The organism is Stenotrophomonas sp. NPDC077659 (genome assembly GCF_050268705.1).
Taxonomy (GTDB): domain Bacteria; phylum Pseudomonadota; class Gammaproteobacteria; order Xanthomonadales; family Xanthomonadaceae; genus Stenotrophomonas.
In genome coordinates this window covers 1-13,650 of sequence record NZ_JBNNHG010000102.1, presented here as the reverse complement: position 1 = coordinate 13,650, position 13,650 = coordinate 1, and the positions used below count along the sequence as shown (strand labels likewise).

Annotated in this window: 13 protein-coding genes, 1 pseudogene and 1 riboswitch; of the genes and pseudogenes, 7 read left to right on the top strand and 7 right to left on the bottom strand. The window is 66.0% G+C overall.

The window, feature by feature from the left end:
* The 5 genes from ACQKDV_RS13940 to ACQKDV_RS13920 all read left to right on the top strand — a co-directional run.
* The coding region (locus ACQKDV_RS13940) for a bifunctional nicotinamide-nucleotide adenylyltransferase/Nudix hydroxylase (protein WP_427784416.1) at positions 1–853 on the top strand (853 nt) is incomplete at its 5' end.
* A gap of 65 nt (positions 854–918) precedes the next feature.
* A complete protein-coding gene (locus tag ACQKDV_RS13935) occupies positions 919–2,328 on the top strand; it encodes a nicotinate phosphoribosyltransferase (protein WP_427784414.1) in 1,410 nt (469 codons plus the stop codon).
* 79 nt (positions 2,329–2,407) lie between these two features.
* Positions 2,408–2,621, top strand: a riboswitch (cobalamin riboswitch).
* A gap of 141 nt (positions 2,622–2,762) precedes the next feature.
* Positions 2,763–3,434 (top strand): epoxyqueuosine reductase QueH, encoded by a 672-nt coding sequence (locus ACQKDV_RS13930; RefSeq protein ID WP_427784412.1) that lies wholly within the window; start codon positions 2,763–2,765, stop codon positions 3,432–3,434.
* 56 nt (positions 3,435–3,490) lie between these two features.
* Positions 3,491–4,117, top strand: a complete 627-nt coding sequence (pncA, locus tag ACQKDV_RS13925) for a bifunctional nicotinamidase/pyrazinamidase (RefSeq protein WP_427784410.1) — start codon at positions 3,491–3,493, stop codon at positions 4,115–4,117.
* A gap of 215 nt (positions 4,118–4,332) precedes the next feature.
* On the top strand, positions 4,333–5,055 hold the full coding sequence (locus ACQKDV_RS13920) for an NYN domain-containing protein (protein WP_427784409.1): 723 nt from the start codon (positions 4,333–4,335) through the stop codon (positions 5,053–5,055).
* A 39-nt stretch (positions 5,056–5,094) separates the two neighbouring features.
* Here the strand turns inward: ACQKDV_RS13920 and purU are convergent, their stop codons facing one another.
* On the bottom strand, positions 5,095–5,946 hold the full coding sequence (gene purU, locus ACQKDV_RS13915; protein ID WP_427784408.1) for a formyltetrahydrofolate deformylase: 852 nt from the start codon (positions 5,944–5,946) through the stop codon (positions 5,095–5,097).
* Positions 5,947–6,060: 114 nt separating this feature from the next.
* Here purU and ACQKDV_RS13910 point away from each other — a divergent pair, with 114 nt between their 5' ends.
* Positions 6,061–6,972: a LysR family transcriptional regulator gene (locus tag ACQKDV_RS13910; protein ID WP_427784406.1), complete on the top strand. Its 912-nt coding sequence runs from the start codon at positions 6,061–6,063 to the stop codon at positions 6,970–6,972.
* 3 nt (positions 6,973–6,975) lie between these two features.
* Here ACQKDV_RS13910 and ACQKDV_RS13905 read toward each other — a convergent pair whose 3' ends face one another.
* The 3 genes from ACQKDV_RS13905 to ACQKDV_RS13895 form a co-directional block, all read right to left on the bottom strand.
* Positions 6,976–8,079 (bottom strand): NADH:flavin oxidoreductase/NADH oxidase, encoded by a 1,104-nt coding sequence (locus ACQKDV_RS13905; protein WP_427784405.1) that lies wholly within the window; start codon positions 8,077–8,079, stop codon positions 6,976–6,978.
* A gap of 409 nt (positions 8,080–8,488) precedes the next feature.
* Complete coding sequence (locus ACQKDV_RS13900; RefSeq protein ID WP_427784403.1) at positions 8,489–9,295, bottom strand: NAD-dependent protein deacetylase; 807 nt, start codon at positions 9,293–9,295, stop codon at positions 8,489–8,491.
* A gap of 43 nt (positions 9,296–9,338) precedes the next feature.
* Positions 9,339–9,767 carry an acyl-CoA thioesterase gene (locus tag ACQKDV_RS13895; protein WP_427784402.1) on the bottom strand — a complete coding sequence of 143 codons (429 nt, stop codon included), beginning with the start codon at positions 9,765–9,767 and terminating at the stop codon, positions 9,339–9,341.
* Between the two features lie 311 nt (positions 9,768–10,078).
* On the opposite strand from ACQKDV_RS13895, the gene ACQKDV_RS13890 reads away from it, so the two are divergent.
* Positions 10,079–10,300 carry a hypothetical protein gene (locus tag ACQKDV_RS13890; protein WP_427784401.1) on the top strand — a complete coding sequence of 74 codons (222 nt, stop codon included), beginning with the start codon at positions 10,079–10,081 and terminating at the stop codon, positions 10,298–10,300.
* Positions 10,301–10,844: 544 nt separating this feature from the next.
* On the opposite strand, the gene ACQKDV_RS13885 is transcribed toward ACQKDV_RS13890, so the two are convergent.
* From ACQKDV_RS13885 to ACQKDV_RS13875, 3 genes and pseudogenes are all read right to left on the bottom strand, one after another.
* Entirely contained in the window at positions 10,845–11,351 is a 507-nt protein-coding gene (locus ACQKDV_RS13885; protein ID WP_427784399.1) for a hypothetical protein, read from the bottom strand.
* Between the two features lie 207 nt (positions 11,352–11,558).
* Positions 11,559–12,578 carry a ribonucleotide-diphosphate reductase subunit beta gene (locus tag ACQKDV_RS13880; RefSeq protein WP_108763711.1) on the bottom strand — a complete coding sequence of 340 codons (1,020 nt, stop codon included), beginning with the start codon at positions 12,576–12,578 and terminating at the stop codon, positions 11,559–11,561.
* A 118-nt stretch (positions 12,579–12,696) separates the two neighbouring features.
* Positions 12,697–13,650: pseudogene (locus ACQKDV_RS13875) on the bottom strand (ribonucleoside-diphosphate reductase subunit alpha); the annotation flags it as partial.

Below are 13,650 nucleotides of genomic sequence, written 5' to 3'. Positions count from 1 at the left end.
CACCGACCGCCTGCTGATCCGCCCGCTGCGCGACCACCTGTACAACGAAGCGCAGTGGATCGCCAACGTGCAGCGCCAGGTGGCCGAAGCCCTGCGCAACGATGGCGCCGCCGCCGATGCCAAGGTCGGCCTGATCGGCATGGACAAGGATGCCTCCAGCTACTACCTGCGCGAATTCCCGCAGTGGCCGCTGGTGGACGTACAGCACACCGCCACCCTGTCGGCCACCGAACTGCGCCGCTACCTGTTTGAAGCCGGCGATGTCGACTTCCACGGTGCGCTGCTGATGCTGCGTGGAAATGTGCCCGCACCGGTGTACGACATGCTTGAGGCGTTCCGCAAGAGTGCACCGGCCTACGGCCAGCTGGTGGCCGAGTACCGCTTCATCGAACAGTACAAGGCCGCCTGGAAGGACGCGCCCTACGCGCCCACGTTCGTCACTACCGATGCGGTGGTGGTGCACTCGGGCCACGTGCTGCTGGTGCGCCGCCGTTCGGAGCCCGGCAAGGGCCTGTGGGCGCTGCCTGGTGGTTTCGTCGGCCAGGACCAGAGCCTGCTCGACAGCTGCCTGCGCGAACTACGCGAAGAGACCCGGCTGAAGATTCCGCTGCCGGTGCTGAAGGGCTCGCTGAAGAGCCAGCAGGTGTTCGACCACCCCGACCGCAGCCAGCGCGGCCGCACCATCACCCATGGTTTCCACTTTGAATTCCCGGCCGGTGATCTGCCCCCGGTGCGCGGCGGCGATGACGCCGACAAGGCGCGCTGGATTCCGGTGAGCGAAGCCCTGGACATGGGCCCGCAGCTGTACGAAGACCACCTGCACATCCTGGAGTATTTCCTGGGCCGCGGCTGACCTGCCCGGCCTTTCCCACTGGCGGATAGACCGCTGGTGTCACCCGACGCGAAGGAGCTTCCGTCATGCACTACCTCGATAACCTTCTCCTCAACACCGACAGCTACAAGGCCAGCCACTGGCTGCAGTACCCGCCCGGTACCGATGCCACGTTCTTCTACGTGGAATCGCGCGGCGGCCTGCACGACCGCACGGTGTTCTTCGGCCTGCAGGCCATCCTCAAGGACGCCCTGGCGCGGCCGGTCACTCACGCCGACATCGATGACGCCGCCGCGGTGTTCGCCGCGCATGGCGAACCGTTCAACGAAGCCGGTTGGCGCGATATCGTCGACCGCCTCGGTGGCCACCTACCGGTACGTATCCGCGCCGTGCCGGAAGGCAGCGTGGTGCCTACACACCAGGCGCTGATGACCATCGAGTCGACCGACCCGGCCGCGTTCTGGGTGCCTTCGTACCTGGAAACCCTGCTGCTGCGCGTGTGGTACCCGGTCACCGTGGCCACCATCAGCTGGCATGCGCGGCAGACCATCGCCGGCTTCCTGCAGCAGACCAGCGACGATGCGCAGGGGCAACTGCCGTTCAAGCTGCACGATTTCGGCGCACGTGGTGTATCGAGCCTGGAATCGGCCGCACTGGGCGGTGCCGCGCACCTGGTCAACTTCCTCGGCACCGATACCGTCTCGGCGCTGTGCCTGGCGCGTGCGCACTACCACGCGCCGATGGCCGGCTCTTCGATACCCGCTGCCGAGCACAGCACCATCACCAGCTGGGGCCGCGATCGCGAAGTAGATGCGTACCGCAACATGCTGCGCCAGTTCGGCAGGCCCGGTGCGATTGTCGCCGTGGTGTCGGACAGCTATGACATCTACCGCGCCATCAGCGATCACTGGGGTACCACCCTGCGCGATGAAGTGATCGCCTCGGGCGCCACCCTGGTCATCCGTCCCGATTCGGGCGACCCGGTGGAGGTGGTGGCCGAAAGCCTGCGCCGGCTGGATGAGGCCTTCGGCCACACGATCAACGGCAAGGGCTACCGCGTGCTCAACCACGTGCGGGTGATCCAGGGCGATGGCATCAACCCGGACACGATCCGCGCCATCCTGCAGCGCATCACCGGGCAGGGTTACGCCGCGGACAATGTGGCGTTCGGCATGGGCGGCGCGCTGCTGCAGCGGCTGGACCGCGATACGCAGAAGTTCGCGCTGAAGTGCTCGGCCGCGCGGGTGGACGGTGCATGGATCGACGTCTACAAGGACCCGATCACCGACGCGGGCAAGGCCAGCAAGCGCGGCCGCATGCGCCTGCTGCGCCGGCTGGATGATGGCAGCCTGCACACCGTGGCGCTGCCGGCTGATGGCGATGAAACGCTGCCGGCGGGATTTGAGGATGCGATGGTGACCGTGTGGGAGAACGGCCGCCTGCTGCATGACCAGCGGTTGGAGGACATCCGCGCGCGGGCGGCGGGCCAGCGGTAAGGGTGCATCCACGCATGGCGTGGATCTACTGGAACGGCCCCCTTGACTGGTTCCAGCAAGCCGTCCACCGTGGGCACGCCGAAGGTATCCCTGCCGTGGCTGGATGGTGGCAGGGATTTGAACGGGAATCCGGTGAAGGCGCCTCGCGCGCCCATTCCGGAGCTGCCCCGCAGCGGTGAATGGAAACGAATCCTGCCAACAGCACTGGGCGCGCGCCTGGGAAGCGGCAGGTAGTAGGTGGGCTGCGGCCCGTGTCCATCAGCCCGAATACCGGCCCCGGCCGGGGGACACGACCGTCCCCTGATTCGACCTGGAATCTCCGCGGGGAGGTTGCCGGGGCCACTGTCGTCCTGCGCGTGCAGGCGGCGTGGTCGCGTGCGTCCTGTTCACGGTTTCCGGCCAGACCCGTTGCCCACGCCCAGATGCACCCGACGATGACCGAGTTCCAACGCCCCGCCCTGTCCCTGCCCGCCGACGGCAAGCGCCTGCTGCTGCATTCGTGCTGCGCGCCCTGTTCGGGCGAAGTGATGGAGGCGATCACCGCCTCCGGGATCGACTACGCGATCTTCTTCTACAACCCCAACATCCACCCGGTGAAGGAGTACGAGCTGCGCAAGCAGGAAAACATCCGCTTTGCCGAGCAGCACAGCATTCCCTTCATCGATTGCGACTACGACACCGACAACTGGTTCAGCCGTGCGCGCGGCATGGAAAACGAACCCGAGCGCGGCATCCGCTGCACGATGTGCTTCGACATGCGTTTCGAGCGCACCGCGCTGTACGCGCATGAGCATGGCTACGACACCATCAGCTCGTCGCTGGGCATTTCGCGCTGGAAGAACATGGCACAGATCAACGACTGCGGCATCCGCGCCGCGTCGCGCTACGAGGGCCTGCAGTACTGGGATTACAACTGGCGCAAGGGCGGTGGTGCCAGCCGCATGGTGGAAATCAGCAAGCGCGAGCAGTTCTACCAGCAGGAATACTGCGGCTGCGTGTACTCGCTGCGCGATGCCAACCGCCACCGCCGCGAAACCGGCCGCGAGCGCATCAAGATCGGCCTGCTGTATTACGGCCAGGACAATGAAACACCGCCGGGCGATTGACGCGAGCGCAGGGGGCGGCCACGCTGGTCGCCCCTTCCGTGCTGCTGGACCCTGCCATGACCGCCCTGCCCGCCGATGTCGCCCTGCTGGTGATCGACCTGCAGCCGGACTTCATGCCTGGTGGCGCGCTGGCCTGTGACCAGGGCGATGCGCTGGTGGCACCGATTGCAGAACTGCTGGCGCAGCGCCGCTACCGCACGGTCGTGGCCACCCAGGATTGGCACCCGGCTGACCATGCGTCCTTCGCCAGCCAGCATCCCGGCAAGCGACCGTTCGAGAGCATCCTGCTTCACGCCCAGCCGCAGACCCTGTGGCCGGACCACTGCGTGCAGGGCAGCGACGGCGCCGCGCTGCACCCGGATGTGGACTGGACCGTGGCCGACCTGATCCTGCGCAAGGGCACCCGCCCGCAGGTGGATTCCTACAGCGCCTTCCGCGAGAACCACGGCCCGGAGGGCGAACGCCCGCCGACCGGCCTGGCCGGCTGGCTGCATGAGCGCCGCATCCGCGAGGTGCACGTGTGCGGCCTGGCGCGCGATTACTGCGTGCTGTGGAGCGCCCAGGACGCGGTGAAATCCGGCTTCCGGGTGAAGTTCCTGTGGGAGCTGACCCGGCCGGTGACCGAAGCCAACGACGCGATGGTGCGCGAGGCGCTGGGCAAGGCGGGGATTGCGGTGGTTTGACGCGTGGCCGCCGGGCATGGCCCGGCGCTACCTCATCCCCGAGATTGGTAGTGCCGGCCGCTGGCCGGCAACCGGCAACTGTCGCGTCTGCCGCTTGCGCACCCCTGCCCACAGCAAGACAATGAACCCATCCAGCCCCTCAAGTACGCCCCCCTACAGATCGCGGGACGGCCGAACCAGGGGCTTTTCATTGGATGGAACCGGAAGGCAACGGCATGCCAACAGCGATCCTCATCGATGGCGGCTATTTTGTTAAGCGATTCCGTCGCATCGAGCCGCACAACGCGCATAATGCCGAACGTGCTGCAGAAGTGGCACACCGATGGACTCTCGCGCACCTGACTTCGTCGGGCTGCGACAGGCGCGATCTCTACCGCATCTTCTTCTACGACTGCCCGCCGCTGCAGAAGCGGATGCACAACCCGATATCTGGTGTCTGCATCAACTATGCGCAGTCGCCCGAAGCACTATTCAGGGTCGGCCTGCATGACGCTTTGAAGCAGAAACGGAAAGTGGCCTTGAGGCTTGGTCATCTCGCGGACTCCAACGCATGGACGACTGATTCCCGAACGCTTGATGCGCTACTGAAAGGCAAACGCGAATTTTCCGCGCTCCTGCCGAGCGACCTGCACCCGGAGGTGAGGCAGAAGGGCGTCGATATGCGTATTGGCTTGGACATCTCCTCACTATCACTGAAACGACAGGTTCGTCAGATCATTCTGGTAGCGGGAGATGCGGATTTCATTCCAGCCGCCAAACTCGCGCGGCGCGAGGGCGTTGACTTCATTCTGGATCCGATGTGGTCTTCGATTCCGCCCGGCCTTCTAGAACACATTGATGGCGTTCGTTCAACGTGCCCCAAGCCCATCAGCAGGAAAGAAGCGTGGAGCAGCTCCGCCGGGCATGGCCCGGCGCTACCCGATCACGCCCGTTGGTAGCGCCGGGCCACGCCCGGCGGACGCGGGATGGACGACGCGTTACCGGAACACCACCGTGCGGTGCCCGTTGAGCAGAATGCGGTGCTCCACATGCCGGCGCACGGCACGCGCCAGCACCTGCGATTCGGTATCGCTGCCCAGCCGCACCAGCTCGCGCGGCGCCATGGCGTGGTCCACGCGGGCCACGTCCTGTTCGATGATCGGGCCTTCGTCCAGATCTTCGGTGACGTAGTGCGCGGTGGCGCCGATGATCTTGACCCCGCGCGCGTGCGCCTGGTGGTACGGCTGCGCGCCTTTGAAGCTGGGCAGGAAGCTGTGGTGGATGTTGATGGCGCGGCCCGCAAGTGCGCGGCACAGCGTGGGCGACAGGATCTGCATGTAGCGCGCCAGCACGACCAGATCGATGCGTTCGCGTTCGACCAGGTCAATGATCTGCTGTTCCTGCACCGCGCGCGTTTCTGCGTTCACCGGCAGGTGGTGGAACGGCACCTGGTAGGACGCGGCCAGCGGCGCGAAATCGGCGTGGTTGGAGGCCACTGCGGCAATGTCCACTTTCAGCTGGCCGCTATGGGCGCGGAACAGCAGATCGTTCAGGCAATGGCCCTGCTTGCTGACCAACACCAGCAGGCGCGCGCGGCGACGCCCATCGTGCAGCTGCCAATCCATGCCGTAGTCGGCCGCCAGCGTGGCCATGGCGGCATGCACGGTGTCGAGCGGCAGGCTCGCATCGCGGTCGAAATGCACGCGCAGGAAGAAGCGGCCGCTTTCCTCATCGCCGAACTGCTGGGCGTCGAGGATGTTGCAGCCGTGGTCGAACAACAGCCCCGAGACGCGGTAGACGATACCGGTGCGGTCGGGGCAGGACAGGGTAAGAATGGAATCGGGGCGCATCGCCCGAGTTTAGGGCAGCGCCGTGGCGGCGGGGACGATGGTCACCGATGCAACCGAACTGCTTGGTACAGACCCAAGCGATACTTGCCCTCCCGCATGGCAAGCTGGCCGGTCATGAACCTGTTGCAGCTCATCCGCAGCTTCACCCGCACCGCGCAGACCGGCAGCATTGCCGCTGCCGCTCGCCAGCTGGGCATCAGTGCCACTGCGGTGGGCCAGAACATCACCCGGCTGGAAGCCCACCTGGGCGTGCGCCTGCTCAATCGCAGCACGCGGCAGCTGGCGCTCAGCGAGGCCGGTGCGGTGTATCTGGCGCAGGTGCGCCATATCGAGGCCGACCTGGCGCGCGCGCAGGCGATGGTCACTGCGGGTGATATCGAACCGTCCGGGCCGCTGCGCATCGCCAGCAGCAGCGCATTCGGCCGCCATGTGCTGGCACCGCTGCTGCCCAGCCTGCAGCAGCGCTACCCGCAACTGCAGCTGGAACTGTGCCTGAGCGATCGCGCCGTGCAGCACGGGCCGGAAGCGGTGGATGCCAGCATCCGCATCGGTGCGCAGTTGGAAGATGGTCTGGTGGCGCGGCCGCTGGCGCGCATCCCGTTCGTGTTCTGTGCGTCGCCCGCCTACCTGGAGGCGCAGGGCACACCGCGCGATCCGGCCGAGCTGAGCCGCCATTGTGGCCTGCTGCACCGCTTCCCCACCGATGGCCGACCGCTGCGCTGGGGCCTGCTGAAGGATGGCCAGCGGGTGGACGCGGCGCTGCCGCCGAGCATGGTCTGCGATGACATCGACGCGCTGGCCCAGCTGGCTGCAGCGGGTGCGGGCGTCACCCGGCTGGCCGCGTTCGTGGCCGAGCCGTACCTGCGCGATGGCCGCCTGCAGGCGGTATTCGGCCCGGCCAGCGCGTGGCAGCCGGAGCCGATGGAGGTGTTCTTCTGCGTAAGCGACCGCCGCGATTTCACCGCGAAGATCCGTGCCCTGTTCGAGCACCTGCAGGCCGGCATGACGCCGGCCTGGCAGGTCTGAGGTTCAGCGCGCGCGAAACACGTTGCGTACTTCGCGCGGCTCGCAGCGCAGGTACTGCGGCGACGGCACCACGCTGTCGCCCAGCGCCGCAGCGGCGTGCCACGGCCAGCGCGGGTCGTACAGGATGCCGCGCGCCAGGGCGATGGCATCGGCCTGGTTGTGGCGCAGGATCGATTCGGCCTGTTCCGGCTCGGTGATCAGGCCCACCGCAATGACCGGCATGCGCAGCTTCTTCGCCTTGATGGCTGCCGCGAACGGCACCTGGTAGCCCGGGCCGACGCTGATCTTCTGGCGCTCGTCGAGGCCGCCGCTGGACACATGCAGGAAGTTGCAGCCGCGCGCGTCCAGCACCTGGGCCAGTGCTTCGCTCTGCACCAGGTCCCAGCCGCCGTCAACCCAGTCGGTGGCGGAGATACGCACGCCCACCGATACCTTGTCCGACACCGCTTCGCGCACCGCATCGAACACTTCCACCAGCAGGCGCAGGCGGTTCGGCAGCGAGCCGCCGTAACCATCGGTGCGGCGGTTGCTGAGCGGGGAGAGGAACTGGTGCAGCAGGTAACCGTGCGCGGCGTGGATCTCGATCAGCTCCAGGCCCAGGCGTTCGGCACGCACTGCGCTGGCGGCGAAGGCGGCGATGATCTCGGCAATGCCGGCGTCATCCAGTGCCTCCGGCGCAGGATCGGCGGCGTGGAACGGTACCGGCGACGGTGCGACGGTGGCCCAGCCGTTGGCATCGTCGGCCGGCAGCTGGCGGCCACCGTCCCACGGGCGGGCGGTGGAGGCCTTGCGCCCCGCGTGGGCCAGCTGGATGCCCAGCGGCATCGACGACCAGCGGCGCACGCTGGCCAGCACCTGCGCCAGCGCGGCCTCGGTACCGTCGTCCCCCAGGCCCAGGTCGGCCCAGCTGATGCGGCCGCGCGGCTCGACCGCAGTGGCTTCCAGGATCAGCAGGCCGGCGCCGGACTGCGCCAGGTTGCCCAGGTGCATGGCGTGCCAGTCGCTGGCGCGGCCGTCTCCGGCGGAGTACTGGCACATCGGCGCGATCACGATGCGGTTGGGCAGGGTCAGGGGGCCGAGCGACATCGGCGAGAACAGCTGGCTCAAGACGGTAAGGAGATGCGGAGGGGGTGCGTATTGCACCGCTGCACGGCCTGCGGATCAACCCTCTGGATGGATCGCTGTTTCGCGGGGGCGCGTGAGCGGTGGCGCCGGGCATGGCCCGGCGCTACCGGGACCAGACGGTGACGAGGGCGATGACCGGTAGAGTCAACTGTCAGTCGACTGCCGTTGGCGATACGGCCGAACACCCCGCGCTGCGCGCGGTAGTCGACTGACAGTCGACTCTACCCGGCCGGATGCTACCGGGTCGCGAATGCGGCCAAAGCCTCGGCGCATTCGCGGGGGCGGGTGATCGGTAGAGTCGACCGTTGGTCGACTGCCGTTGGCGATACGGCTGAACACCCCCGCGCTGCGCGCGGAAGTCGACTGACAGTCGACTCTACCCGGCCGGATGCTACCGGGTCGCAAATGCGGCCAAGGCCTCGGCGCAATCACGTTCATCCTTGAACTGCAGCAGGTCATCGGCGCGGGTACGCCCGCGATTCAATGCCGCCACCGGCAGCCCGGCCTTGGCGGCGGCCTGCACGAAGCGGAAGCCCGAATAGACCATCAGCGAGGAACCCACCACCAGCACCGCATCGGCTTGGCGCAGATGTTCATGCACGGCCTCAACGCGATCGCGCGGCACGTTTTCGCCGAAGAACACCACATCCGGCTTCAACAGGCCACCGCAGTACGGGCAATCGGGCACCACGAAGGTGGAGAAATCGGTCTCCAGATCGGCGTCGCCATCCGGGGCGATATCCGCTTCCAGCGCCTCCCAGTCCGGATTGGCGTCAAGCAGGCGCTGCTGGAAGTCCCCGCGCCCGCTGCAGCGCTCGCAGCCCATGCAGCGCACTCGATCCAGCCGCCCGTGCAGGTCGATCACGTTCTGGCTGCCCGCGCGCTGGTGCAGGCCATCCACGTTCTGGGTCAGCAGCACCTGCAGGGTGCCGCGGGCTTCCAGCGCGGCCAGCGCCTGGTGGGTACCGTTGGGCAGAGCCAGACCGAAACGCGGCCAGCCCAGCAGGCTGCGCGCCCAGTAGCGCTGGCGGGTGGCCGCCTCGCCCATGAAGGCCTGGTAGGTCACCGGCGGCGTGCGCTTCCACTGGCCGTCGGTATCGCGGTAATCGGGGATGCCCGAGGCCGTGCTGCAACCGGCGCCGGTCAGCACGAACAGGCGCTGGGCGCGGTCGATGAAATCGGTCAGCGGCGGGGTCATGGCAGCGAAATGGGGGCGCGTGGGCGCCCCCGCAAGCGCCGGTTCAGTCGGCGTCGACGGCATCAGCAGCCGGGGTGCCCGGCAGCGTGGGCACCGCGGTCGGGTGACCATCGTCGCCCAGCGCGATCATCACGAAGTGGCCGCGCGTGCACAGCTTGCGCTCGCCGCTGTGCAGGTCTTCGGCAATCAGTTCCACCTCGACCTTCATCGAACTGCGGCCCACTTCCACAATGCGGCCGATGGTTTCCACCATCTGGCCGATGCGGATGGGCAGCTTGAAATCGACCTGGTCGCTGCGCGCGGTCACCACGGTGCGGCGCGAGTAGCGGGCCGCGGCGAGGAAGGCGGCCTTGTCCATCCATGCCAGCGCCTGGCCACCGAACAGGGTGCCCATGTGGTTGGTGTGGTTGGGGAAGACGATTTCGGCCATGCGCACTTCGATGGGCGGCACGGATTCGGGGATGGGGGTCATGGCGGTGGCCATCGGTGTGGGGTGGGCCATTGTAGAACCCGGGCCGTGCAGGCGGCGCTACACTGCGCCACGCCTACTCCATGTTGCGGCTCCTTCGCAATGACAGAGGGTTAGCGCTGCCTGATCGATACGTAGGTCAGCGTCACGTTGTCAGCGGCGAGCCCGAGCACGACCTCTGCGCCGTTCACTTGCCCAGACCAGTAAGGGTGGGAGCCAGACGCGTCGGGGTGAGGTGGATTTACGATGGAGTCCTCCCAATTAACGTCCTCGAGTGCGATGCTCGGTGGCGCGACCTCAAAGATCAGGTTCGCATGCGCAGGATTGTCGGCAGCACTTCTCAACTTGATGTTCCGGACCTCAAGGTCACCCAACATTCCGCGCTCTGCGATCCGCTCGTCCCTCAAACCCTGTCGAGTCGGCTCGCCCAGGTGCGTGTGAAGCCGTTCATTCAACGCATCGAAATCATCAAAATGCACGCTGATCAAACGCTCGAGGTCGTTCTTGAATCGCTCCCTACCAATGTCGCTCCCTGATTTGACGGACTGTCTTTGATCCAAATGATATGAGGGGCTTGGGTGCGTACCGCTCGAACACGCTGACAGTACAGAAGCCGCAATAGCTGCTGTGAGACAGCCACACGCTGCTATCCAGGAGCGACCCCGAAGTCCGCCTTCTGATGAAGTAGCGGTTTGTTCCTCCCATGCATCCATGAAAGTACCTTTCGCAGGAGTGCAACTTTCGCGAATCTAGCACAACGTCTGGAGTCAAGCAGGGCATTGGCTGCAGCAACTCAGTCGCCGATGCGGCAAGTCGGCCCGACAAATGGGCCACAGCCTTCACCGCTGGCGAAAGTGGTATGTGAATTCCTGAACCATTCGCCCGCTGGCAACGGCTCAGGGATGAATCAACGACATCCGCGCAGGGTCCTGGCCGAGCGGGCAGTGCGCATGGTGGTGGAAGGGCGGCGGCAAGACCGTTGGTAGCGGTAGCGCCGGGCCATGCCCGGCGAGCGCGCAGCGCGGTCGATGTTTCCCGCCGCGGCGGATGGATTCCGCCGGGCGTGGCCCGGCGCTACCGTCAGTGCAGGGTCGGTCCGGCGACCAGTCGTTCCACTGTTTCCGCGCAGCGGCGGCTGTTGATGGCCAGACACAGCATGGCCTGTGTGGCTTCGGCCGGTTGCTTGCCCTGCAGCGGCGAAGCGCTGCCGCTTGCCTGGGCGAGCTGGTGGTCACAGAGCGGCAGCGCGGTTCCTTCGATGCCCTGCATCAGGCGGCGCAGACGCAGCAGTTGGTGGTTGAGTTCATGCGTGTTCGTCGGATCGGTACTCATGGTGGTTCCTCCATTACGGATCAGGCCACCGATGAGGGTGGCGGACGATGCGTGGCTGCAATCCCGGTCTACCGACTGAAAACCGGAAGGCACAAGGCCTCCACGCACCGCCCGCCGCAGAAGTGCGACGAGTCGCCAACCGACGCCGGACAATTGCCGGCGACGGTTGGCGAGCGTATCAGTCGATAGGTTTCGGGATTGCAGTCCCGGCTGCTGGTGCGCCAGCAGCGCGCCATGATGTGCAGCGGAATCCATGTGATTCCAGAGGCTTATGCGACAGGCGTGCACGTTGCGGGTAGTGCCGACGTATTGGGTCGTGATTGACCGTTGATGCAGATTGCGTCATTGCGCGCTCCGCGCGTGAGCCGAGCATTGGCTCGGCTCTACAGAAGGCCGACGTTCGGCCACAAAAAACCCCGGCATGGCCGGGGTTTTTTGTTGCGACAGACTTGATCAGTGCGATCAGAAGTTCATGTCGAAGGCGACTTCGCCCTGCACGCCGACCTGGTAGGCCGAGACGCGGCGCTCGAAGAAGTTGGTCAGTTCCTGCACGTCCTGCAGTTCCATGAACGGCAGCGGGTTGCGCACGTTGTACTTCTTTTCCATGCCCAGCTTGGCGAAGTGCTGGTCGGCGCAGTGCTGCAGGTACTGGCGCATGTCGCGGGTGGAGATGCCAGCCACGCCACCGGACAGCACGTCCTCGGCAAACTGCACTTCGCACTCGATCGCTTCGGCCAGCATGTCATAGACCTGCTGCTTCATTTCGTCGTCGAACAGGTCCGGTTCTTCCTCACGAACCACGCGCACCGATTCAAACGCGAACTCCATGTGCGCGCTCTCGTCGCGGAACACCCAGTTGGTGCCCGAGGCCAGGCCCGGCAGCAGGCCGCGCGAACGGAAGTAGTACACGTAGGCGAAGGCGGCGAAGAAGAACAGGCCTTCAATGCACGCGGCGAAGCAGATCTGGTTCAGCAGGAACTGGCGGCGCTCGGCACGGGTCTCGATGCGCTTGAGGTCCTGGATCGAGTCGATCCACTTGAAGCAGAAGTCAGCCTTCTTCTTGATCGAGTCGATGTTTTCCACCGCGGCGAAGGCTTTGACGCGCTCCTCCGGATCCGGCAGGTAGTTGTCGAGCAGGGTCAGGTAGAACTGCACGTGCAGCGCCTCTTCGTACAGCTGGCGCGACAGGTACATGCGCGCTTCGGGCGCGTTCAAGTGCTGGTACAGGTTCAGCACCAGGTTGTTGGACACGATCGAATCGCCGGTGGCGAAGAACGCAACCAGGCGGTGGATCAGGTGGCGCTCACCCGGCGACATCTTGCTGTGCAGGTCGGTGATGTCGATCTGGAAATTGATCTCTTCCACCGTCCAGGTGTTCTTGATCGCGTTCCGGTACATGTCATAGAACTGCGGGTAGCGCATCGGGCGCAGGGTCAGTTCAAAACCGGGATCGAGCAGCATCTGCTTGGGCGTGTCGGCCATGGGTGTTTCCTTGAATTCCTGGGTGAGCCGCCGGGCATGGCCCGGCGCTACCGTGGGTGATGATCATTTGCCGGGGTTGCCGGCCAGCGGCCGGCACTACCGCGCGGCGGTGCCGCTCTTATTGGCAGGCCTCGCAGGCTTCCGGGTTTTCCAGCGAGCAGGCGATGGCTTCGTCCGGGGTGAACACCTTGGCCGGGGCCGCGCTGCTCACCGTGGTCTTGGCGATCTTGGTGGCCGGGCGCGAACGCAGGTAGTAGGTGGTCTTGATGCCCTGCTTCCAGGCGTACATGTACATGGAGGACATCGCGCCGATGTTCGGGCTTTCCATGAACAGGTTGAGCGAGGCGGACTGGTCGATGAAGGCGCCACGCTCGGCGGCCATGTCGATCAGCGAACGCATCGGCAGTTCCCACGCGGTGCGGTAGACCTCGCGCAGGGCTTCCGGAATCTGCGCCACGCCGGCGATGGAACCTTCGGCCAGCTTGATGGCGTCGCGCATGTCGGCGGTCCACAGGCCCAGCTTCTTCAGCTCGTTCACCAGGTAGCGGTTGACCTGCAGGAAGTCACCGGACAGGGTCTCGCGCTTGAACAGGTTGGACACCTGCGGTTCGACGCACTCGTAGCAACCGGCGATCGAAGCGATGGTGGCGGTCGGGGCAATCGCGATCATCAGCGAGTTGCGCAGGCCGTGTTCCTTGATGCGCGCACGCAGGGCATCCCAGCGCGCGGTGTCTTCCGGCACCACGTTCCAGGCGTCGAACTGCAGTTCGCCGCTGGCGGCACGGGTGTCGTTGAACGACGGGTGCTTGCCGCGTTCCTGGGCCAGCTCCGAGGAGGTTTCCAGGGCGTGGAAGTAGATCGTTTCGGCAATCTTCTTCGACAGGGCGCGGGCTTCGGCGCTGTCGAACGGCAGGCGCTTGCGGAAGAACACGTCCTGCAGGCCCATGCAGCCCAGGCCGACCGGACGCCAGCGCAGGTTGGCGCGGCGGGCGGTTTCGATCGGGTAGAAGTTCAGGTCGATGACGCGGTCGAGCTGGCGCTCGGCCAGGCGCACGGTCTCGGCCTGCTTCTA

Bases quoted from the DNA above. Each gene is read 5' to 3' on its own strand.
- ACQKDV_RS13895 (WP_427784402.1), bottom strand. From the start codon at position 9,767: ATGACCCCCATCCCCGAATCCGTGCCGCCCATCGAAGTGCGCATGGCC.
- purU (WP_427784408.1), bottom strand. From the start codon at position 5,946: ATGCGCCCCGATTCCATTCTTACCCTGTCCTGCCCCGACCGCACCGGT.
- ACQKDV_RS13890 (WP_427784401.1), top strand. From the start codon at position 10,079: ATGCGCAGGATTGTCGGCAGCACTTCTCAACTTGATGTTCCGGACCTC.
- ACQKDV_RS13935 (WP_427784414.1), top strand. From the start codon at position 919: ATGCACTACCTCGATAACCTTCTCCTCAACACCGACAGCTACAAGGCC.
- ACQKDV_RS13910 (WP_427784406.1), top strand. From the start codon at position 6,061: ATGAACCTGTTGCAGCTCATCCGCAGCTTCACCCGCACCGCGCAGACC.
- ACQKDV_RS13900 (WP_427784403.1), bottom strand. From the start codon at position 9,295: ATGACCCCGCCGCTGACCGATTTCATCGACCGCGCCCAGCGCCTGTTC.
- ACQKDV_RS13885 (WP_427784399.1), bottom strand. From the start codon at position 11,351: ATGGATTCCGCTGCACATCATGGCGCGCTGCTGGCGCACCAGCAGCCG.
- ACQKDV_RS13880 (WP_108763711.1), bottom strand. From the start codon at position 12,578: ATGGCCGACACGCCCAAGCAGATGCTGCTCGATCCCGGTTTTGAACTG.
- pncA (WP_427784410.1), top strand. From the start codon at position 3,491: ATGACCGCCCTGCCCGCCGATGTCGCCCTGCTGGTGATCGACCTGCAG.
- ACQKDV_RS13920 (WP_427784409.1), top strand. From the start codon at position 4,333: ATGCCAACAGCGATCCTCATCGATGGCGGCTATTTTGTTAAGCGATTC.
- ACQKDV_RS13930 (WP_427784412.1), top strand. From the start codon at position 2,763: ATGACCGAGTTCCAACGCCCCGCCCTGTCCCTGCCCGCCGACGGCAAG.